Source organism: Moorella glycerini, from assembly GCF_009735625.1.
Lineage (GTDB): Bacteria > Bacillota > DSM-521 > Neomoorellales > Neomoorellaceae > Neomoorella > Neomoorella glycerini.
Genome location: NZ_CP046244.1, coordinates 1,726,581 through 1,748,974 on the forward strand (window position 1 = coordinate 1,726,581; position 22,394 = coordinate 1,748,974).

The window sequence follows — 22,394 nt, forward strand, 5'->3', positions numbered from 1 at the left end:
TACTTTATGATCCTTTTGTTCATAAAACGGAGTGGGTACGGCGATGGTAGGGAGTGAAGGCGGCGATGCCCTTTAATAAGATTTAAACAGGTATTTTGGGTACAGGCAGGTGTTGACCCTTGGCTTTACGTCTGGTCCTCGGCCGCGCCGGGTCGGGCAAGACGCGCCTTTGTCTCGAAGAAATCAAGGCTGCCCTTGCTGAGGGGCCGGCAGGCCCGGCCCTCATTATCCTCACCCCGGAGCAGGCCACCCTGCAGATGGAACTGGATTTACATAGAGCCGTCCCCTGCCCGGGCTTCAGCCGTGCCCAGGTCTTGAGTTTTCGCCGCCTGGGCTGGCGGGTTTTCCAGGAGGCCGGCGGTGCGGCCCGGCCGCACCTGGGGGAGATGGGCAAGCGCATGGCCTTGCGGGCCATTGTCAATGCCCGCCAGGGTGATTTGACCCTTTTTGCCTCCCTGGCCGGTCGCACCGGGTTTATTGAACAGCTTGCCCATACCATCGCTGAACTGAAGCTTTACCGGGTGGAGCCCGGCGACCTCCGGCGGGTAGCAGAGCATTACCGGGAGACCGGCCGGGGGGAAACCATTCTGGGCCGCAAGCTCCACGACCTGGCCCTGATTTACAGCGACCTGGAGACTTACCTGGCCGGGCGCTACCTGGATCCCGACGATTACCTGGCCTTACTCGCCCGGCGGCTGCCGGAAACGAGCTTTGTTAAAGGAGCTTGCGTCTGGGTCGATGGCTTCAACGGTTTCACCCCCCAGGAAGAGGCCGTTCTCCAGGCTTTGATGGCTGCGGCCGCCCGGGTAACGGTCACCCTCTGCCTGGACCCGGCCTTAAGGCACCGGCAGCTGGGCGAGACGGAACTCTTCCACCCCACCGGCGACACCTACCACCGCCTGCAGCGCCTGGCCCGGGCCGCCGGGGTTAATATCGAGGCCGACGTTTTACTTACGGGCACCCCGCCCCGTTTCCAGGCAGCCCCGGCCCTGGCCCACCTGGAGGCCCATTTTGGCCGCTGGCCCCTGAAACCTTTTAAAGGCTCGCCGGACGGTATCAGGTTGGTGGCAGCAGCCAGCCGCCGCCTGGAAGTCGAGGCGGCAGCCAGGGAGATTTTGCGCCTGGCCCGGGAAGAGAACTTGCGCTTCCGGGAAATGGCTGTCCTGGTGCGCGACCTGGAGCCCTATCACGACCTCATTGTCAATACCTTCCGCGACTATAACATCCCCTTTTTTATCGACCGCCGCCGGCCGGTAGGTCACCACCCCCTCATCGAGCTGGTGCGGGCGGCCCTGGAAACCGTCCTGGAAAACTGGGCCTACGATCCCGTCTTCCGCTACCTGAAGAGCGACCTGGTGCCCGTCTCCCGTAAAGAAGTCGACCTGCTGGAGAATTACGTCCTGGCCCACGGTATCCGCGGCCGCCAGTGGCTGGAGGACCGTCCCTGGCAGTTTAAAAACCGCCGCGACCTGGAGGACCCCCCGGATGCAGGAAGCGATGCTGCCGCCGTGGCAGCCGTCAACATGGCCCGGGAACAAGCCAGCCGGCACCTGCGGCGCTTTTACCAGGTCGTCCAGGGCCGTACCCTGACGATACAAGAGATCACGGCCGCCATCTTTGACTTGCTGCAGGAACTCCAGGTCAACCGGCAACTGGAAGCGTGGCACCGGCAGGCCCTGGCCGCCGGGGACCTCGACGCCGCCCAGGAACACGAGCAGGTCTGGGAAGGCCTCATGGACCTCCTGGACGAGCTGGTCACGGCCCTGGGGGATACTCCCATGGAGCTGGCGGAGTATGCCGCCATCCTGGATACCGGTATGGAAAGCCTGAAGCTCAGGCTCATCCCCCCGGCCCTGGACCAGGTGGTGGTGGGTACCCTGGACCGTTCCCGCCAGCCGGAACTCCAGGCCGCCCTGGTCCTGGGAGTGGGGGAAGGGGTGCTGCCGGCGCGGCTGCCGGAAGACGCCACCTTCAGCGACCGGGAAAGGGAGGAGCTGCAGGCGGCCGGGATTGAGCTGGCACCGGCCGGTTCTTTAAGGCTTTTCCACGAAGAATACCTGGCCTACCTGGCCCTGACCCGCTCCCGGCGTTTCCTCTGGCTCAGTTACCCCCTGGCCGACGCCGAGGGCAGGGCCCTGGCGCCTTCCCCACTGATCCGGCGGCTGCGCCAGCTGCTGCCGGGACTCCAGGAAGAGAACGCCGGCCCGGATCTCCCGGAGGGCGAAGCCGGCCTCGACTACCTGACGGCACCGCGCCAGGCGGCCGGCCACCTGGCCCGTATTTTAAGCCAGAAACGTTCCCTGCCCCCCCTGTGGCAGGAGGTTTACCTCTGGCTGGAGCAGGACCGGGACAGGGAGAGGTGGCTGGCCCTCCTGGGCGGTATCAATTACCGCAACCAGGTCGAGCCCCTGGAGGCGCCACTTGTTGACAAACTTTACCCCGGGCCTTTACGCAGCAGCATCTCCCGCCTGGAAACCTTTGCTGCCTGCCCCTTCCGCTACTTCCTGGCCTATGGGCTTAAACTCCAGGAAAGGCAGCTGTACCAGGTGGACCCGGCGGGCATGGGCCAGTTTTACCACGCCGCTTTGAAGCTCTTTGTGGAGGAATTAAAGCGCAGCGGCCGCGACTGGAGTGAGGTGAGCGACGAGGAGGCGGCGGCCATCCTCAGCCGGGTAGTGGAAGAGCTGGCCCCGGCCCTCCAGCATGAGATTTTAAGCAGCAGCGCCCGCTACAGTTACCTCCGCAAAAAGCTCGAGCAGACCCTGCAGCGGGTCCTGGAGGTCCTTAACGAACACGCCCGGCGGGGAGAGTTTCGCCCCTTTATGGTAGAAGCCTCTTTTAGCCGGCGGGGGGACCTGCCGCCCCTGGTACTGGAAGCCGGTCCCGGCCGGCAGGTCATCCTGGAAGGCAGGGTGGACCGCATCGATGTCGCCCGTTACCAGGGCCGGGCCTACCTGCGGGTCATCGACTACAAGAGCAGCCAGACCGGCCTGGAACTGGACAGGGTCTACCACGGTCTTTCCCTGCAGCTACCCCTCTACCTGCAGGCGGCCCTGGCAGCGGCGCCGCAGGTTTTAGGTGAACCTGCCGAACCGGCCGGTATCCTCTATTTTGCCGTCAGGAATCCTACTCTAAGGCAGAGGGCGCCGGTCCGGGAGGCCGCTGAGGTGGCCAGACTACGCCGCCAGGCCCTGAAAATGCGCGGCCTGCTCCTGGCAGAGCCGGAGATTATCAAGCTCATGGATAAGGCAGTGGAATCGACGCCGGACCTGCTGCCGGTACGGTTGAATAAAGACGGCAGCCTGCGCCGGGGCGCGCCGGCAGCCACCCGCGAGCAAATGGCTCTCCTCCTGGCCCTGGCCCGGGTTAGGGCTGCCGGCCTGGCAGGGGACATCCTGTCCGGCCGGGTGGAGATCAGCCCCTACCGCCTGGATAAGGCTACCGGTTGCGATTCCTGCCCCTACCGGCCCGTATGTGGCTTTGACCTCCAGGTACCCGGCACCGCCTACCGCCGCCTGCCCCGCATCGATAGCCATAATTTCTGGGAGGTAGCAGCCCGGCAATGTTCGAAAAGCAGATAGAAGGTGAACCTGATGACCAGTGCAGGCGAGAAGCGCCGCTGGACGGAGGAACAGCTGGCCGCCATCCGGGCGCGCCGGGCCAACCTCCTGGTGGCTGCCGCCGCCGGGGCCGGCAAGACGGCCGTCCTGGTGGAACGCATTATCCAGCGCCTGACGGATCCGGAAGCACCCGTCAGCCTGGAAAACCTGCTGGTGGTAACCTTTACCGAGGCCGCCGCTGCCGAGATGCGCCAGCGGATAGGGGCCGCCCTGGAAGCGGCCGTCGCCCGGCAGCCGGAAAATGAGGCCCTGCGGCGCCAGCTCCTGCTGTTGAACCGCGCCCATATCAGCACCATCCACTCCTTTTGCCTCTGGGTCGTGCGTACCTATTTTTACCGCCTGGACCTCGACCCGGGCTTCCGGGTCATGGACCCGGCCGAGGCCGACCTCCTGCAGTTGGAGGTAATGGACCAGGTACTGGAAGAATGCTTTGCCGCTGAGCCCGGGGGTGGACCCATTACCGGCCTGGCCGATAGTTTAGGCGGCCGCGGCGATGCCAACCTGGTGGAGCTGGTGTTAAAGGTCTGGGAGTTTACCAGGAGCCTCCCCTGGCCGGAGGCCTGGCTGGAGGAAGCGGTGGCAGCCTATCGTGTGCCTGCCGGTACTCCCCTGGAATCTCTCCCCTGGTACCGGGAAATCAAAGAAGTAATTGCCTTGCGGCTGCAGGAAACGGCCTTTTACCTCCGTGAGGCCATGAGGTTGTCCGCCAGCCCCAGCGGCCCGGCCATCTACCTGGACAACCTGGAAAGGGAGGAAAGCCAGGTGGCCGGCCTCCTGGCCGGGCTGGACTGCCTTACATGGAACCAGGTGTGTGAGCGCCTGACGGCCTTTAGTTTCGGCAGGCTGAAGGCCGTCCGGGGCGGGAGCGTGGATGAAAGGCTGAAGGAAAAGGCCACCGGGTACCGGGACCAGGCGAAAAAGCTGCTCAAAGAGTTGCAGGAAGAATTCTGCCGTGATGAAGCTGCCATCAGGGCCGAACTGGATCGTGTAAGGGAACTGGTGACGGCCCTGGTGGAGGTGGTCCGCCGCTTTGACGCGGCCTTCAGGGAGTTGAAACGCCGCCGCGGCCTGGTGGACTTCGGCGACCTGGAGCACCTGTGCCTGCAGGTCCTCCTGGACCCGGAAGCCCGGCCCGGCGAGCTGCGGCCTTCGGCATTAGCCCTGGAACTGCGCCAGCGTTTTGAAGAGGTACTGGTGGATGAGTACCAGGACATAAACAGCATCCAGGACGCCATCCTGGCCCTGGTTTCCCGCCAGGAAGTAATCTCCCCCTGTGACGGCCCTGGCCAGGCTTCCGGCCAGGGGACAGCCCTGCCGGTTGCCGGGGCCCCCAATCTCTTCATGGTAGGCGATGTCAAGCAGAGCATTTACCGCTTCCGCCTGGCCAACCCGGAGCTTTTCCTGGCTAAATACCGCCAGTACCAGGAAAGGGAAGGGGAGTTAAATCGCCGCATCCTCCTTAAGGCCAATTTCCGCAGCCGCCAGGGGATAATTGACGGGGTAAACTTTATCTTCCGCCAGGTCTTTTCTCCTTTGGTGGGGGAACTGGATTATGACGCCGCTGCGGCCTTAGTTAGCCGGGCCGGCTACCCGGAGCACCCGGCGGCCGCAACGCCGGCGATAGAAGTTTACCTCCAGGAGAGACAGCTGGAAGGAGAGGCCGGGGCAGACCCTGAAGAGGATACGGCTGGCGCCGGGGAAGGGGCGGTGGAACCGGCAGGTGCGGCGGCCGGGCAAATGGACCCGGAAGATTTAACGGCCCTGGAGCGGGAGGCGTGGCTCGTGGCCCGGCGCATCCGGCAGCTGGTCCAGGGAACACCGGAACGGCCCGGGCCGGAATGCCAGGTCTGGGACCCGGAAAGGCAGGCCTACCGGGATGTAACCTATCGGGATATAGTCATCCTGCTGCGGGCCACGCAGGACCGGGCGCCGGTATTTATAGAAGCCCTGCAGCAGTATGATATACCGGCCTACGCCGACCTGGGCAGCGGTTACTTTGCCGCCACGGAAGTTGAAACCATCCTCTCCCTGCTGCGTGTGATCGACAACCCTCACCAGGATATCCCCCTGGCGGCTGTGCTGCGTTCCCCCCTGGTGGGACTGACGGCCGGGGAACTGGCCCGCATCCGCCTGGCGACCCCGGGGGAAGATTTCTTTACCGCCGTCATGAACGCCGCCGGGGTTGGGGAGGAGCAGCGTGTGACGGCTGGTGACTGCTCTGGAGATTCTGGCCTGGGTTCAGGGGCTATTTCTCCGTATGCCAGCGAATTGCCCGGCCGGAACTCCTGTTCCCCGGCAGGTGGTGTCCAGCCTCCCTGTACCTCAGCAGGAGGGGACCTGCCTCCTTCTTCCAGGGCAGAAAGGGAAGAGGGAGATGCCGCCCGGGAAAAGGACCTGGCCGCCCGCCTGCGCGGCTTTTTAGCCCGCCTGGACAGGTGGCGGACCATGGCCCGCCGCCAGCCCCTGGGGGATCTCGTCTGGCAGCTGTACCGGGAAACGGGGTACCTGGAGTTTGCCGGCGGCCTGCCGGGAGGCGCCCAGCGCCAGGCGAACTTGCGCGCCCTCCTGGACAGGGCGCGCCAGTTTGAGGGCTTTGCCCGCCACGGCCTGTTTCGCTTTTTGCGTTTTATCGAACGGCTGCAGCAGAATGAAGGCGACCTGGGTACGGCCCGCCCCCTGGGAGAAAATGAAGACGTCGTCCGGGTCATGAGCATTCATAAAGCCAAGGGGCTGGAGTTCCCGGTGGTGATTGTGGCTGACCTGGGTAAAGGCTTTAACTTCCAGGATCTTTCCGGGGATGTTCTCCTCCACGGCAAGCTGGGCCTGGCGCCTCTCTACCTGGATGCTGCCGCCGGCATTAAGTATCCGACTTTGCCCTACCTGGCGGCAGCCCACCGCCTGCGCCTGGAAGCCTTAAGCGAAGAGGTCCGCATCCTCTATGTCGCCATGACCAGGGCGCGGGAGAAACTCATCCTGGTGGGTTCGGCCCGGGATTTGCCCAAACAGGCAGAAAACTGGTGCGCCGGTTTGTTTGTTGATGAAGAACAGCTTCCTCCCATGCTCACGGCCCGGGCGAGAAGCCCCCTGGACTGGCTGGCTGCCGCCCTGGCCCGTCATACCCACGGCGCGCCTCTGCGGCAGCTGGCGGGGATAGAGGAAGGCTGTCTCCTGGATGACCCGTCTTGCTGGCAGGTAGAAGTGGTAAAGGCACCGGCCCTCCCTGCCGTTACGGGCGAGGTACCTTGGGAACCTGCCGCAGTTCCAGGATACAGCCCGGGAAATTCTCCCGGCATGGATGAGCAAGCACCCGGGGGAGAAGCTGACCACGCCCGGCTGCGGCAGGAGGTAGACCGGCGCCTTTCCTGGGTATACCCGTGGCAGCCCATGACAGCCCTGCCGGTTAAACTGGCCGTCACCGACCTGAAGCGGCGCTTTGATGTCTTTAATGAGGGCGATACCCCCGTACGACCTGGCGGCAACGGCTTTACCCGCCGGCCCCTTTTCCTCCAGGCCAGCCAGGGCCTGACGGCAGCCGAGCGTGGCACCGCCACCCACCTGGTCCTGCAGCACGTCGACTTGAGCAAACCGGTAACGGGGGAAAGCCTGGCCGGGTTGTTGCAGGAAATGGTAGGGCGGGAGATCCTGACGCCGGAGCAGGCGGCCGCCGTCGATACCAGCGCCATTGTCACCTTTTTTGCCGGTCCCCTGGGCCGGCGCCTCCTGGCACGCCCGGAGAAGGTAAAGCGGGAACTGCCCTTTTCCCTGGCCGTGCCCGCCGCCGGGCTCTACCCCGGCCTACCGGCGGAAGCGGCTGCAGACGAAATCATCCTGGTCCAGGGCATCATCGACTGCCTGGTCGACGAGGAAGACGGCTTTTTGCTCCTGGACTTCAAGACGGGCCGGATCCCCCCCGACCCCCTGGCCGCCTACCGGGAGCAGGTGCAATTGTACGCCCGGGCAGTATCAATTATCTTTAAACGTGATGTCAAGGAAGCCTACCTTTATTTCCTTGATGGAGGTGTAGAATTTAAGGTAATCGGGTAGGAATTTTGCCTGCTGGCGTCGAATACTCGCTTTACTATGAGCAAGCAAATATCCAGGCGCCAGTTTTTATTAGGTACCGGTTCCCTGATGGCCCTGGGCTACCTATCCTGGCTGGGGTTGATACCAGGGGCAATGCCGGCTACTGGCAATAAACCTCAGCCCGCGGAGCCAGCCCCGACCGGGCAGGCCCCGCCTTTACCGGAGCCAGTAGTCTGCGATTATGTTTTCCGCCACGGCCTGATCATCGATGGCAGCGGAGATAAAGCCTACCCCGGCGATCTTGGTATCAAAGGCAAGCAAATCGCGGCCGTGGGGGATTTCCAGGCCGCACCAGGGGCGGTAGAAATAGATGCCCGGGGGCTGGTCCTTAGCCCCGGCTTTATTGATCTCCATACCCATACAGAAGCTTATCTGGGCAGCGGGGGTAGGGGAGAAATGTTCCTTCTCCAGGGGGTAACGACCCACCTGGGCGGCAACTGCGGCACTTCGGTGGCCAGGGTCGGCGACTTTCTGGCCGGTATTAACAAGCTGGCCCTTAACCTGGGGATCCTGGCGGGGTACAAAAACTTGAGCCAGGCAACAGTAGCCAGGGAAGGGCGGCCCGCCAGGGCCAGAGAAGTGGCAGCAATGCAGCAAAAACTGGCTACGGCCCTGCAGGAAGGAGCCTTTGGCCTGTCAGTGGGTCTGGAATACTGGCCCCAGTCCCTGGCCACGACGCAGGAGCTAATTGACCTGTGCCAGGTGCTGAAGGAATACGGCGGTTTTTATGCCACCCATATTCGCAGCGAAGGGGACCAGGTCTTCAAAGCTGTAGAAGAAGCAATAGAGATCGGGCAGCAAGCAGGTATACCGGTACAGTATTCCCATATCAAAACTGCCGGCCGGCGCAACTGGGGTAAAATGAAACAGGTCTTAAGCCTGCTAGATGGTGCCCGGCAGGGAGGCCTGGATATTACCGCTGATGTATATGGCTATACCTTTTCCAGCTGGGATGTGGGCAGCAGCCGAAATTCTATCCATGAAGAAGACCTGCTGCTGGCCTTGCAGCACCCATCGGTAATGATTGGCAGCGACAGCGGGCTGGATCCCCGGGGGCGGGCCATCCACCCGCGGGCATACGGCAACTACTCGCATATCCTGCGGCACTACTGTTTAGAGAAGGGAGTTATCACACTGGAAGAAGCTATCCACAAAATGACCCTCATGCCGGCCCGGCGTATGGGTCTAAAGGACCGCGGCCTACTGGCACCCGGCTACAAAGCCGATGTGGTAGCCTTCGACGCGGGAACCATTGCCTCCCGGGCCACTCGGGCTAACCCCAACCAGCTGGCTACCGGGGTACGCTGGGTTCTGGTAAACGGCCAGGTAGCAGTAAAAGATGGACAGGCTACAGGGTGTTTAGCGGGTGAGGTATTGAGGCGGCAGGTCAGGAACCAAGCTCTGGGGGTGGCTTGAGTTGCAAGGATGTGTAACCTGCTGGCTCGGTTTAAACTGGATATTGATTTGGCACATGATTAAACATGTTGTCGGGGGCATTACCTGCCCCCCATTTTATAAGTAAAATTTCCCATACGGGTAGGAATTATTTCCCTTGGTGTCGAATTACTATTTTACCACGACCATACAGGCACACCTAATTTCCGTTATTCCAGAAAAATGAATTTACTAGGGAGACTTTTTTAGTGTGGCAATAAAAATTTTAAAAATGAACATATGTACCGACAGTATTTTGCGGTCGAGGGTAGGAAAATAAAGATCAAGGACGGGCGGGGTGATATTTTGCGATTGCAAGTGACTTTAGCACCACAACATGGTAGCATAACTGAAGTTATGCCCAACTATAACCATTTTTTACAATCGGCTATTTATGCTAACTTATCGCCGGCCCTGGCCAATTACTTGCATACACGCGGCTTTCGCCACGGGGAGAGGGCATTTAAGCTTTTTACCTTTTCACGTCTCATGGGAAAAAGGCTGAAAGGATTGGATAATGGCAAGTTAGTTTTTGAAGGGAAATTAAATTTAGTTATATCATCTCCTATAGATGAGTTTATCAGTGACCTGGGGTTTAATTTGCTTTGCAATGGTAAATTAAAGCTCGGGACAATTGATCTGGCTATCGAGGGGATAGAAGCCAGGCAAGAAGAAATTAAAGGCAAGGAATTAATAGTACATACTTTATCTCCAGTTGTTACTTGTAGTACCTTAATTAAGCCTGGTGGAGGGAAATATACCTGCTATTACCAGCCCGGTGAAGGGGAATTTCTCCAGCAAATTACAATGAATTTGCTGAAAAAATACTATCTATGGCAAGGTGATGTCATTAATCCAAAAGAAGCCAACCTTGAAATCAAGGCGATGGGCCCATCACGGCAGATTATTACTACTTTTAAAGGCATAATCATTAAAGGTTACATGTGCCGATTAAGGATAAAGGGTCCTATTAATTTGCTTCATTTAGCTATAGATGCAGGTTTGGGGGCAAAAAACAGTATGGGATTTGGTTGCCTGGAGGTGGAAAGGAACTGGAGGTAACTGAAGTAAATTCCTGAAATCCTTTGAGTGGGAGGTGAATTATTTGTTTATAGAAAGGCTTGTAGCCCAGGGACGGCCTTTTTTAAACTGCGATCTTAAACCTTCTGAAACTTTAAGGTTAATTTCTGATGTAGCCGGAGAAAGCCGTTGTTTAGAAAATATCATTATAATTGAGGCGGAAAAGGAAGATGATTTTAAAGCTGTTTTATTACCTCTTCAGACTTGGGGGGATTATATAGAAGAAGGTGATAGTAATAAAAGAAAGAAGAAAATTACCTTTATCCCGGATATAGAACGGGGTCTGGGTTTACCTTTTATTAAACCCGGTACTGGTAACCCTACAGCACCCCAGGGTAAGTACGGTGTTCCTGTGTACCTTATATTCCCCAAACAAGTATCAGAGTTCATAACAAATGAAAGCAAAGTCAAGGCCTTCTGGCGCGGGCGCCTGGAAAGAACTCTGGCTTTACCATGGCAACTTTCTGATACAGATGTCTTTATCCTTGGTAATCTTTTAAAAGTAGCGGCGGGACAAGTAGAAGCAAGGATTAAAGAGAAGCAAAGCCAGGGCTATGGGTTAGTGAGTCTGGTTTTTCCTAATACCAGTGGTCCCTATCGTTATAGTGATAAGAGACCGGTGAAAGGTGATCCTGACCATATCTTGGTAGGAGAAAGTGTTCTGAAACCAGGCAAGTTTATTGTAGCCCATTTACCAACGGTAGCAGAATTATTTTGGTTTTCCAAGATAGAGGAAGGTGCGGAAGAAGGAAAAAGAACAAAATGTAGTTTTTGCGGGAAAAATGGGGAAGCAGTTTCCGTTTATAGTAAGGCCTGGTCATGGCTTGCCTACACCTGGGATTGCCCACTCTCTGAAGAACTAAAAACAAAAAAAAGAGAGATTAACCTCGCTCAAGCTATTGGCGCTCTATGTCCTGATTGTTATCGAGCCCTTATCGTTGGAGCAGGTATATTTAATGAACTGGCTGGTTCCCTGGCCCCGCAGTTAACTAAAGAAATTTTTTTACCTGTTGCTTCAGCGGGAGGAAGAGAGGAAAAAGCTAAATCAAAAGTACGTTTGCCGGATATTCGTGGAGTAGCCCTGGTCTTACCTTTACTCGAAGAAGATGAAGAGGCGCCTGAATATTTTACTGAGGCATTAACAACTTTGAGACAAAAAAATGTTCGTCAAGGGAAAAAGGATAGATTTCTCAAAGCTATAACTGGTTTTGAAGCTGTATTACCTGACGAATTTAATTCTGATAACTACCGCTTGACTCTTGTTTATTTTACAGAAGCTAATGCAGATGTACATTTACGGGCAGTTATTGAAGATGTCTTACCTTCAACGGTTAGCAAATTACTGGATTTTATACCACAAGTAATAGGAGAAGCAGTTCAGATCTGGCGTTACTTAAAGGGGGGTGAAATCCAGGGTCCGCAAAATAGTAACTATGGATCATTATTTTACCTTTTAAACAGGGCTTATGGAGGTTGTTATCTATGGCATACTCTGGAAGCGATTTTGCATAAGAAACCTATTGCCTGGGACACTTTTGTAGCTGGAGCAGCTTCCAGGATGAATGGTTGGGGACGGGTACAGGATGAAAATAGGGGGGACAAGAAAAACTATTATAATCTAGAAAATGAAGTGATCTTTTACTGGACTTTCCGTTATTTCTATAGCCTTTACAATAGTGTGTTGCTGAAAGGGGGAAAGGTAATGGCGAGCTGGAGAGAAATGATAGACAAAATTTCTACTACAAAGATTGAAGAACTATCCATTAATGATGTTGAGGAATTGGGTTTTGCGGCCGGCTACTTATTAGGGCAGTTCAAGTCGTGGTATTGGAGGGCTACAGGGGGACAGAATGGCGGCAAAGATTTTATAAAACACAGGATAATGTCCTTCGGTTCCACCCTTACCCCGGATGTTATCTGGCGTAGAGGACTAAGCCGTGTGCAGGAATATGCTCTTAAGTTAAATATACCTTTATCGGATGATTTTCGCCATCGCGTTGGCGTTGTCGAAAGTGAATACCGCCGGAAAAAGGAGGAGGTAAATGCTAAAAAAGATGAATTTATCGGGGCTTTTTGGAGTGGTTATGTCCTGGCCAATACTGTAAAGAAAAATAAATTGGCTCCTCGCTATTTCGTGTGGGTAAAACCAATTATCGAAAAGGAAGTAAATTATTTCTAGCATGTTGAGATTCCATAAATGGTAATTTTAGCCTACAAGACTTGCTAACATTTATGTAAATAAATGACAACAAGAAGGAATATCGCCTTATAGTGTAGAAATGCTGGTCAATACTGGTGGTAAAGGAAGTGGCCAGCATTGCCCGACCAAAACGCCTTATTTGCCCATGCCCTGGGTCTAACCCCTCCCTGGAAGGTTACCGAAGTTATTTTCTCAAAACAAAAAGGGTGCCTCGATATCCATGTTGATTTTGAGCGCGGTGCAAGCTTTAATTGTCCAGTCTGCGGCAAACCTGGAGCCAAAGCCTATGATACGGAGAAGCAGGTTTGGCGCCATCTGGACTTCTTTCAATATCAAGCCTTCATCATCGCCCGTGTACCCCGGGTAGAGTGTAAACACGGCTGCGGGGTCAGGCGAGTTGAGGTACCCTGGGCTCAAGGGGAGGGCGGGTTTACCCTCTTGTTTGAAGCCCAGCTCATGCGCCTGGCCAAAGATATGCCTATGGCTGCCGTAGCCAGATTATTAAACGAACACGATACCCGGCTGTGGCGGGTAGTAAAACATTACGTGGTGGCCGGCAGAGCCAAGGCCGACTTTAGTGGTGTAACCCGCATCGGTATCGATGAAACCTCCGCCCGGAAAGGACACGATTATATCACCCTGTTTGTGGATTTAGATAAGGGCGCATTACTGTTTGCCACCCCGGGCAGAGCTAAGGATACCATTGCCGCTTTTGTAGAAGATTTTATCCAGCATAACGGTAATCCAGAAGCCATTAAGGAAGTGTGCTGCGACCTTTCACCGGCATTTATTGCCGGCCTTAAGGAGCACCTTTCCCATGCCACCATAGTTTTAGACCGTTATCACCTCATGCAAATAGTCAATCAGGCCCTTGATGAAGTACGACGCCAGGAGAGCCGGGAGACAGACCTTTTAAAGAAGACCCGTTATCAATGGCTTAAGAACCCTGCCAATCTGACCAGTAAACAAAAAGCAAGCATAGAGGCCCTTAGCCGTTGCCATCTAAAAACCGGGCGAGCCTATCGCATCAAGCTGGCCTTCCAGGATCTTTTTAACCAGCCTGATCGGAAGAGTGGCGAAGCCCATCTCAAGCGGTGGTATTTCTGGGCGACCCATTGCCGCCTGCAACCGATGATTGAGGCTGCTAAAACGATTAAACGCCACTGGGAAGGAGTGCTAAGTTGGTTTAACAGCCGTATTTCTAACGGCCTCCTGGAGGGTACCAACAGTCTATTGCAAGCTGGAAAAGCAAAGGCTCGTGGCTATCGTAATAAGGCTAACTTTATTACCATCTCTTATCTTATTGCTGGTAACCTGGATTTTGGTTTACCCACTTGATGTAGCGAGGAGCCAATAAATTTAATGAAGGAGTGGAGTAGACATGTCTTTATCAACAGGCGAAATTTTATTTATTAAAAGTGTTAAAGACGGCATACCTAATCGCGATCCCTTAAATGATAGTGATGCCAGGCGTATTTTTGGTGAAGAAGATGGGCGGATTTCCCTTTCTGACGTTAGTATTAAAAGGGATGTCCGGGATTACATACTGGCCAAGTACCCTGATGGTGGCCCGGAAAAGCGTTATTTTGTCTGGTGTCGCGGGGAACGTACTCCTGATGGGAAGCTACTCGGACGTGATAAGCTGGCTGAGGCCATACTTGAACGTGCAGGCCGGCAGAAAGTAGCAAACAAAAGCGAGGCTTTGCTAGAATTAGCATTTGATATGCGAGTATTTGGAGCCGTTTTTAGTGTGGAAAAGCAAAGTTTTCATAAAACAGGTCCTGTACAATTTGGCTGGGCCCATTCTTTGCATCCAGTAGAAACAAAGTATGTCCAGGGGACAGTTATTATGCCCAGTCAGGATGTAACTACAAATGAAGAGGGGACCGAGACAGGTAAAGGCCAGGGTAGCATTTGGACGACTTATACTTTACCTTTCGCCGTATTTGCTGTGCCTGGGGTAATCAATGCATCTATTGCTAAGGAAACAAAGATGGACGAAAAAGATCTAGAATTGTTACTTGAGGGGCTATGGAAAGGAACGATATATCGCCAGGCGCGTGGGAGGGGTATACAGCAACCGCTATTATTAGTTCATGTGGAATATAATGATCCCTTTTTCCGCATCGGCTACCTGGAGGACTATATTAGTTTAGAGCCGGAAAGGGATGCGTGGCTTGGTAGTACCCCTCCTACTTCTTTGGCCGATGTCGTCCTGGATGTAGAAGAACTGGCGAAGGTTATTGGATCAGAAAGTCCTTATGCAACGAAAATCAAGCAGGTCCGCTGGTGGAAAAACCCTGAATTAGCGCTAAAAGGAGAACTCCCCGGAAAAGAGGAGAACATATGGTAAGGCAACTATAAAGGGAGGTGCCACCAGGGTGGCAGACTGTATAAAAATACTTAGCTTCTCACTCCGGGGTAAAATTGCCCATTTCCGCCAGCCGGATACCGTTGTAACCCAGGCCACCTATCCTTTTCCACCGAGACCTACCTTACATGGCCTTTTGGCTTCCATAATGGGAATCGACTTTTCTACTGAGGAAGGTCGGGCTTTTTTAAGAAGCCGGCATTTTCTAGGATTATCATTGCTGGCTCCAGTCAGGACTATATGTAGTCAGATGTCACTGCTTGGCAAGGCTTTTGTAAGTGGAAATGGTAATACCTTTAACCGTCCAACAGTAATAGAAATGCTGGTAAACCCCCATTACCGAATCTTTTATAGCGGTGATTGGATCGAAAAACTGGCCACATTTATAAGAGAAAGGAGAAGTGTATACCATACTTATTTAGGTAGCGCTTATTGCTTAACTTTTCCCGAATACGAAGATATATTTGAAGCAGAGTTATTGAACCCAGATTCTAATGAATTATTTTCCATCGCTACAGTTGTACCCCGGGAGATTGTAACCAGGATAGATGTAGAAGCGGGAGCTACATATGCTGCTGCCAGGGCCATGCCGTACTGTCATAATGGCGGGAGAATATTTGAAGGTACAGTTACAGTTTTTTATGAAACTCGTGGGGGGCCTTTAAAAGTGGCTCTCAAAAATAATGCTTCTATTGAGTTTTATACGGCACGCCTTCCAGGGGGGGAGGTGGTTTGTCTGTGGTGAGAAAATATTCTTTTGCCGAATGCATTGCTCGCCCTGATGGAGTAAAAGGGGAAAAATATTCTTTACAAGAACATCTCTTAGCAGTTGCCCAAAAAATGGGAGAGGCTGAAGGTAATGCTTATGAACGGCTACGTTTTTTAGCTGGCTTATTACACGATGCTGGAAAAACCCAGACAGCCTGGCAGGAGTATGTTCGCCAGCCGGACAAGTTAAGGGGTGTACCCCATGCTTATGCTGGAGCAATGTTATTTGCCGTTTGCCTGGATCAATTATTAAAGATATGGCAACCTAAAATGAAGGAAAAACAGGCCCTCCTCCGCCTCGGGGTGGGCCTTACCCATTATCTTTATAACCATCATGGGGAAGTACCCGATATAAATGGTGAGTATCCCCCGTGGGTTGGTAGATACGTTGCTGGCGATTTAATAAATTGTGATCTAAAGGCCATTTTCACTCTTACCGGCAATTACTTTCCGGAATTAAATTACTTTGTAAGGGAAGACGGATTATTAACTGCTATAGAGAGCACGTTGGCTGATATTACCGTTCGCTGGCCTAAATGGTGTAATGAGGCAATAAAATATTCCTTCAGGCTTCTTGAACAAGGCAACCGCTATATAATAGGAGCAAGTTTAGCATTACAATTAGAAAACAGCCGCCTTATATGTGCCGACCGGGTACATGCGGCTGGATTTCTTACGGAGGATTCGCCGGAGGAGTATATAACTTCAGAATGCGCCAGGCAAATCCTTCAATCAATAGATGACTTTTGTAAAAAGCGAAGGCAGGCCTTAGAGGCAACTGGAGCTGCTAAGTTATTGCTAGATGGTAGGGAAAAGTGGCGCCAGAAAGCCCTCAAAGAATTTTCTAAAGAGGCAGGAGCAAATGTTTTTACCCTTGAGCTACCCACGGGTTATGGAAAAACACTAACTTCTTTAAGTATAGCTTTAAAGGCTATAGAACAGGGATTATGCCGTAAGATTATTTATGTAGCTCCATACCTTTCAATCCTATCCCAGGCAACAGAAGAAATTGCCCGGTCTACAGGCCTGGAAGTAATGACTCATCACTATCTTTCAGCTCTAAACAGACTATTCGAAGATGAGAAAGAGAAAGAAGAAGATATACTGTTAGAAACCTGGCGAGCGCCTGTAGTAACTACCACTTTTAATCAATTATTTCTAGCTCTTTTTCCGTCCAGGGCCCAGCATACCCTCAGGTTAGAGGGCTTAAAAGACGCTTTTATAATTATTGATGAACCCCAGATCTTGAGTGCTAATGTATGGAATCTTTTTCTGGCTTTATTAGAAGCTTGTACAAGAGAATTAAATACTAAAGTGCTACTTACTACAGCGACTTTACCAGCACTGGAAGGGGGACTTTTTGGACAAGTAGTATCCCTCGGAAAAGCTGTGCCAATCTTATCACGTTACAGTGTCACTTCTCTGAGTGAAATAAATGAGCAGCACCTTGCTGAAGAAGCAGTTCAGGCCTATAGGGATTATCGGTCGGTATCAGTTATATTGAATACCATTAAAGATGCTGCCAGGGTATATCACCTCATTAAAGAATTAATACCAGAAGAACCGGTTTTCTTTTTGTCAGGCAGGCTTACCCCACTACATAAGAAAGCCAGAGTTGATGAGATTAAGAATGCTTTGGCGACAGGTAAGGGTGTACTGGTAGTAAGTACTCAGGTGCTTGAGGCAGGCGTAGATTTAAGCTTTCGGGTGGTTTTACGGGCCCGACCAGTAATACCTTCCATTGTTCAAGCAGCTGGAAGGGCTAACCGTCATGGTGAAGGTGAAATTGGGAATTTATATGTAGTTGATTTTAGAAGGGAAAATGAAATAGATACTCGCTGCTATGTATATCGGGACCGTGATCAAAGGGAAGTAACAGATTGGTGCTTAACGAAATACACTAAATTCACGGAATCCGAGGCAGCCAGGATTATTAGGGATTATTACGATGAATGTTTCCGCCGTAATACCCATCAAGCAATTTTGGAAAAGGTTATTCAAGCTGCTGCTGGTCATTACAGTACCTTTGCTGGCTTACATCCCTTTGGCACAGAAATATTCCAATATGGTGTTTTTGTACCCCATTTAATTTGTGCTCTTCCAGAAACCCTTAAAAACGTTATGACCAAATTTAATATTGACACCCCCGAACAAATATGGGAGCGCTATGTTGCCAGAGGTTATCTTAATTCCCTAAAATTTAGGGAACGGAAAGCTTTCATGGGGCTCATGAATTATTTTACTGTACATGTACCCGAAAAAGTAGCTAGTAAGGTAGGAGAAGCTGTAGAAGGTAAAATGTTATTGAGATTAAAACAAGATGCTTATTATAAAACAGATACAGGTCTATCATTAATAGAAGCTGAAGATGAACAAGAAGTATGGTTTATATAGGCTTTTCGGAAGATAATGAGGGTCATGCCATCTTGCTATTTGCAAGTTTTAAAAACCAAGGAGTGATCTACTTGTCTGATGCCGATATTGGTGTAGGAGGAACCCTGGTATGGTACTACTATATTTGTCTCCGGCAGGTATGGCTTATTTCTCACCAAATTACACCTGATGCTGATGATGGTAATCTCATCTTGGGGCGGTTTATCGGTGAAACTTCCTATAACCGTGAAAAAAAGGAACTGGCAATAGGTAGTAGTAAAATGGATGTCTATCATTTTAATAATGGCGAAATGGTGGTGGGAGAAGTAAAGAAGAGTTCTAAGTATAATCAAAGCGCCCGCATGCAGCTTGCCTTTTATTTGAAAGAGCTTCATAAAAGGGGCATCCAGGCTCGAGGTGAATTACGTTTCCCTCAAGAAAAGAAAAAGGAAGAAGTAATTCTCGATGAGGATACTTTAGCTGAAATAGAAAGGGTTGAAAGGGATATTTTGCGTCTGGTCTATTTACAACAACCACCCCCACCGGTTAAAAACCGCTTTTGTAAGAAATGTGCCTACTCCGAATTCTGCTGGTCTTAATAATTAAAGATATCAGGGGAGGGGGAGGTAATTTGAAAAAAACCCTTTACATTTTTACCAACGGTCAGTTTCATCGTAAGGATAATACCATCTATTTTGAAACAGAACAGGGGGAAAAACGGTTTATTCCTGTAGAAGATACAGGAGAAATAATGATATTTGGGGAGGTTGATATTAATAAGAGGTTCTTAGAGTTTTTGAGCCAAAAAGAAATTATCCTTCACTATTTCAGTCACTATGGTTATTATATGGGTAGCTTTTACCCCCGTGAACATTTAAACTCAGGTTATATGATACTCCGGCAAGCTGAACATTACATAGATGAAAATAAACGTCTTAGTATAGCCCGTCTTTTAGTAGAAGGAGCAGGTAAAAATATTTTACGGGTCCTTAAATATTACAAAGCTAGAGATAAAAAAGTTGATAACTCTATAGTTACCATTGAAACTCTTCTTGGTACTATAGCAACCTGTAACGATATCCCTTCATTAATGGCCATTGAGGGGAATATGCGGGAGGCATATTATAAAGCTTTTGATGAAATCATTGAGTTGCCCGATTTTATTTTTGAAAACCGTACCCGTAGGCCCCCAAAAAATTATCTTAATACCCTCATAAGTTTTGGCAATTCTTTGCTTTATACAATATGCCTGGGAGAAATTTACCGGACCCATTTAGACCCTCGAATTGGATTTTTACATACCACCAACTTTCGCCGTTTTACCTTGAACTTGGATATAGCGGAAATCTTTAAACCGTTAATAGTAGACCGGGTGATTTTTTCATTACTTGGGCGCAAGATGATTACTACAGATGACTTCGAACGTGGTAGCGAAGGAATTTTGATGAAAGACAGGGCAAAGAGATGTTTTATAGAACAGATGGAAGAAAAACTTAAAACTACAATCAAACATCGCGAAATAGGTAGAGCGGTTTCTTATCGCCGGTTAATTCGCCTAGAGCTATATAAATTAGAAAAACACTTAATGGGCGAAAAAGTATATGAGCCTTTTATAGCGACATGGTAAAGTGGTGCATTAAATTGTTTGTGATATTAGTATATGACGTTAACGTTAAGAGAGTAGCCAAAGTATTAAAAACCTGCCGGCGATATTTACATTGGGTTCAGAATTCAGTCTTGGAAGGAGATATTACAGAAGCAAACCTGAAAAAATTAAAAGTAGAATTAATGAAGATAATAGATAAGGAGGAGGATTCGATAATTATTTATATCCTACGGACTACTAAATATTCTGCGAGACAGATTGTGGGCCTCAACAAGGGTGGAGAAAATTTGTTTATTTAAAATGAACAGCAGATCTTGATCGGGACCAAAGTATTAATGAAAATTTATTTGTCGTCGAACTCCAGTAGTGTAAAAACTAACGGAGCTCGACGACATTTTTTTATAAAGAAAAGGCATAAAATCTTGATCTTTTTACCTTAAAGTTTAAAATAACCTTAACACGAAAATAACCTAACAAATGATCTTCATCAAGTAAATAACCCTACCAGGCAGGGCGTAAAAAGGCAATAATAAGCTAGCAGATGCATGAACTTGCATCAGCCAGGTTAATCCTTTTTGAGGGTATAGTGTTAAACGACCTGGGCGACTTCCCTTACCTCGAGTCCCAGCTTCCGGGCCTCAGCAATAATTTTCTTGATCCGAAACCTTTCTTGCTTTTGTTTGGCTTTCTCAAATGCAGTCTCGTCGTAGTCTGTACCGTTTTTTAGTAAGTTGTAAATGATTACCAGGAGCTTTCTGGCTAAAGCGATAAGGGCTTTCTTGGCCCCGCGGCGTTGCTTGACCTTCCAGTACCAGGACGATAAATAGCTGTCGCGTACCCGGGTGATGGACCAGGCAACTTCGCAAAGAATTCGCTTTAGATAGGTGTTACCGTGGGTGGTGCGAGTGGACTTTTTTTTCCTGCACTTTCATTATTGCCGGGGCTTAAGCCCGCCCAGGAACAGATATGTTCCGCAGTTTTAAAGCGGCTCATATCGATGCCAATTTCCGCCAGAATAGCGGCGGCAGCGGTTTTGTCAATCCCCGGGATGCCGTCCAGTTGTTCCAGTTGTCTTTGGTATTGATTAAGTTTTTCCTCCAGCTTTTGCTCTACCAATCGAAGATGCTCGTAGTGCTGATCCAGCCAGCCCAGCAAAAGCTTGAGGAACTCCCTTTGGTGAACATCCATTTTGCCATTGACAGCCTGCTTGATTTCCTGAAGCTTACTCTTGGCACGACCCTTTACCAAAGTCTCTACTTCCCGGGCGGATATCTTCCCGTGACGGCAAAGGTGATCCATAATCGCCCGGCCCGATACCCCGAAGATATCGGTGAGGAAGGTGGAGAGCTTGAAACCGCAGCTTTGTAAGTGCTTTTCGATGCGGTTCTTTTGCGACGCAATCTCTTCGATAATACTTTTGCGGTACCGGGTTAGATTACGGAGTTCCCGGATAGGTTTGGAGGGGATAAAACTTCCTTCCAACAATCCGGCGCGTAAAAGGGTAGCTATCCATTCAGCGTCCTTCATGTCAGTCTTTTTACCGGGAACGTTTTTCATGTGCCGGGCGTTGGCAACAATCAAAACCATACTGCCGTCAAAGGCTTCTTCCAGGACGTTATATACAGGCTGCCAATAAACCCCGGTGCTTTCCATGGCCACATGGCGGCAGTTCTCTGCTTCCAGCCAGGCTTTCAGTTCATCAAGCCCGGGCAGAAGGGTGGAAAAGGTGCGGATGGTTTTTGTCGGTTCCTCGCCAATATTGCCTTTTAATAGGCAGGCAACCACGGTATCTTTATGGACGTCCAAACCACAGCAGGTTTCCAAGATGTCTTGCATAAGAACTCCTCCTGCTTCATTGGATTTCAGGGATGATTGCCCGAGAAAGTAAGAAGTTTAACACCCGTGCTGTTCCCAAGTCCTTAAGAACAAGGGGCGACAATTGGCTGTGCTCAAAGGCAATCAGGTTAGGTTAGTACTCGAGGTTATACCATCAAAATATACTCAACCTTTGTCCCTGATAAGTCCAATGTAGCAGAAAATCAGATGTTTGTAATCACTTCTTTCTATTTTCATGATTGTTTGTGCCTTCCAGGCATGGCCGGTTAGTAAGAAATTTAATGTCGTTGATTTCCTGACTTTAAATGGGTTACCATCCTACCTATGAGGCATTGAAACAGTTCATCGAGACAAAGGGCACCGGCGGGGCGAGTATGTTACCATCCTACCTATGAGGCATTGAAACATAGCTTCCTCTAGCTTCTGTCGAGCCTCTTCCTCGTTACCATCCTACCTATGAGGCATTGAAACACATGAAAAGGCAGGGCCAATATACTGATGCGCTTGAGTTACCATCCTACCTATGAGGCATTGAAACCTGAAGCGGGTCCTGAGGCTGTAATTCCGCTTGCTTGTTACCATCCTACCTATGAGGCATTGAAACACCTTCCAGACGCCTCAGCGCAAGCATACATCTCCGCCGGTTACCATCCTACCTATGAGGCATTGAAACTCCGTGTATTTCAGGAGCTTGCCGCAGTTCAGGCAACGTTACCATCCTACCTATGAGGCATTGAAACCCACCTACCGTAACCGGCTCGCACATTTCCCGTAAGGTTACCATCCTACCTATGAGGCATTGAAACACGGCATCGTGGCCCTCGTGATGGCTCTGGACAGGGTTACCATCCTACCTATGAGGCATTGAAACTCCCGCTGAACATGGTGCCTGCCGGAAGCGCCGGAGTTACCATCCTACCTATGAGGCATTGAAACAACATCTTTAAAAAGCATTTTAAATGGGCTATGTGAGTTACCATCCTACCTATGAGGCATTGAAACATCTCAGCCCGTCTGGCGGCT

General features: G+C 51.2%; 12 protein-coding genes, 1 pseudogene and 1 CRISPR repeat array (1 of these 14 only partly in view). Of the genes and pseudogenes, 12 read left to right on the forward strand and 1 reads right to left on the reverse strand.

Annotation, left to right across the window (positions count from 1 at the left end; translation table 11 throughout):
• Positions 1 to 119 precede the first annotated feature (119 nt).
• The 12 genes from addB (at position 120) to cas2 (ending at position 19,834) form a co-directional block, all read left to right on the forward strand.
• Positions 120 to 3,581 carry a helicase-exonuclease AddAB subunit AddB gene (gene addB, locus MGLY_RS08590; protein ID WP_156273066.1) on the forward strand — a complete coding sequence of 1,154 codons (3,462 nt, stop codon included), beginning with the start codon at positions 120 to 122 and terminating at the stop codon, positions 3,579 to 3,581.
• 12 nt (positions 3,582 to 3,593) lie between these two features.
• Positions 3,594 to 7,664, forward strand: a complete 4,071-nt coding sequence (locus tag MGLY_RS08595; RefSeq protein WP_156273068.1) for a UvrD-helicase domain-containing protein — start codon at positions 3,594 to 3,596, stop codon at positions 7,662 to 7,664.
• Positions 7,665 to 7,700: 36 nt separating this feature from the next.
• Positions 7,701 to 9,119 (forward strand): N-acyl-D-amino-acid deacylase family protein, encoded by a 1,419-nt coding sequence (locus MGLY_RS08600; protein WP_156273070.1) that lies wholly within the window; start codon positions 7,701 to 7,703, stop codon positions 9,117 to 9,119.
• Positions 9,120 to 9,455: 336 nt separating this feature from the next.
• Positions 9,456 to 10,199 (forward strand): CRISPR-associated endoribonuclease Cas6, encoded by a 744-nt coding sequence (gene cas6, locus MGLY_RS08605; protein ID WP_246187481.1) that lies wholly within the window; start codon positions 9,456 to 9,458, stop codon positions 10,197 to 10,199.
• A 43-nt stretch (positions 10,200 to 10,242) separates the two neighbouring features.
• Positions 10,243 to 12,396 (forward strand): TM1802 family CRISPR-associated protein, encoded by a 2,154-nt coding sequence (locus MGLY_RS08610; RefSeq protein ID WP_170290987.1) that lies wholly within the window; start codon positions 10,243 to 10,245, stop codon positions 12,394 to 12,396.
• Positions 12,397 to 12,534: 138 nt separating this feature from the next.
• Positions 12,535 to 13,755, forward strand: coding sequence for an ISL3 family transposase (locus MGLY_RS08615; RefSeq protein ID WP_156273076.1), 1,221 nt, complete (start codon positions 12,535 to 12,537; stop codon positions 13,753 to 13,755).
• 43 nt (positions 13,756 to 13,798) lie between these two features.
• Positions 13,799 to 14,770 (forward strand): CRISPR-associated protein, encoded by a 972-nt coding sequence (locus MGLY_RS08620; protein ID WP_156273078.1) that lies wholly within the window; start codon positions 13,799 to 13,801, stop codon positions 14,768 to 14,770.
• A 28-nt stretch (positions 14,771 to 14,798) separates the two neighbouring features.
• The gene (gene cas5 / locus MGLY_RS08625; protein ID WP_170290988.1) at positions 14,799 to 15,533 is read left to right on the forward strand and encodes a CRISPR-associated protein Cas5; all 735 of its coding nucleotides are present in this window, start codon (positions 14,799 to 14,801) and stop codon (positions 15,531 to 15,533) included.
• Positions 15,527 to 17,950 (forward strand): CRISPR-associated helicase Cas3', encoded by a 2,424-nt coding sequence (cas3, locus tag MGLY_RS08630; protein ID WP_246187482.1) that lies wholly within the window; start codon positions 15,527 to 15,529, stop codon positions 17,948 to 17,950. The genes cas5 and cas3 overlap by 7 nt, the downstream gene beginning before the upstream one ends.
• A gap of 71 nt (positions 17,951 to 18,021) precedes the next feature.
• Complete coding sequence (cas4, locus tag MGLY_RS08635; RefSeq protein WP_156276321.1) at positions 18,022 to 18,528, forward strand: CRISPR-associated protein Cas4; 507 nt, start codon at positions 18,022 to 18,024, stop codon at positions 18,526 to 18,528.
• A gap of 32 nt (positions 18,529 to 18,560) precedes the next feature.
• A complete protein-coding gene (gene cas1b, locus MGLY_RS08640; RefSeq protein ID WP_156273084.1) occupies positions 18,561 to 19,556 on the forward strand; it encodes a type I-B CRISPR-associated endonuclease Cas1b in 996 nt (331 codons plus the stop codon).
• A gap of 14 nt (positions 19,557 to 19,570) precedes the next feature.
• The gene (gene cas2, locus MGLY_RS08645; protein WP_156273086.1) at positions 19,571 to 19,834 is read left to right on the forward strand and encodes a CRISPR-associated endonuclease Cas2; all 264 of its coding nucleotides are present in this window, start codon (positions 19,571 to 19,573) and stop codon (positions 19,832 to 19,834) included.
• 290 nt (positions 19,835 to 20,124) lie between these two features.
• On the opposite strand, the pseudogene MGLY_RS08650 reads toward cas2, so the two are convergent.
• Positions 20,125 to 21,371, reverse strand: a pseudogene (locus tag MGLY_RS08650) (IS110 family RNA-guided transposase).
• Positions 21,372 to 21,680: 309 nt separating this feature from the next.
• Positions 21,681 to 22,394: a CRISPR direct-repeat array (repeat unit 30 nt; unit sequence GTTACCATCCTACCTATGAGGCATTGAAAC) (it continues 450 nt past the right edge of the window).

What these genes read in the sequence shown, in the direction of transcription:
- MGLY_RS08600 (WP_156273070.1), top strand. Translation starts at nt 7,701, where the DNA reads ATGAGCAAGCAAATATCCAGGCGCCAGTTTTTATTAGGTACCGGTTCC.
- MGLY_RS08620 (WP_156273078.1), top strand. Translation starts at nt 13,799, where the DNA reads ATGTCTTTATCAACAGGCGAAATTTTATTTATTAAAAGTGTTAAAGAC.
- MGLY_RS08595 (WP_156273068.1), top strand. Translation starts at nt 3,594, where the DNA reads ATGACCAGTGCAGGCGAGAAGCGCCGCTGGACGGAGGAACAGCTGGCC.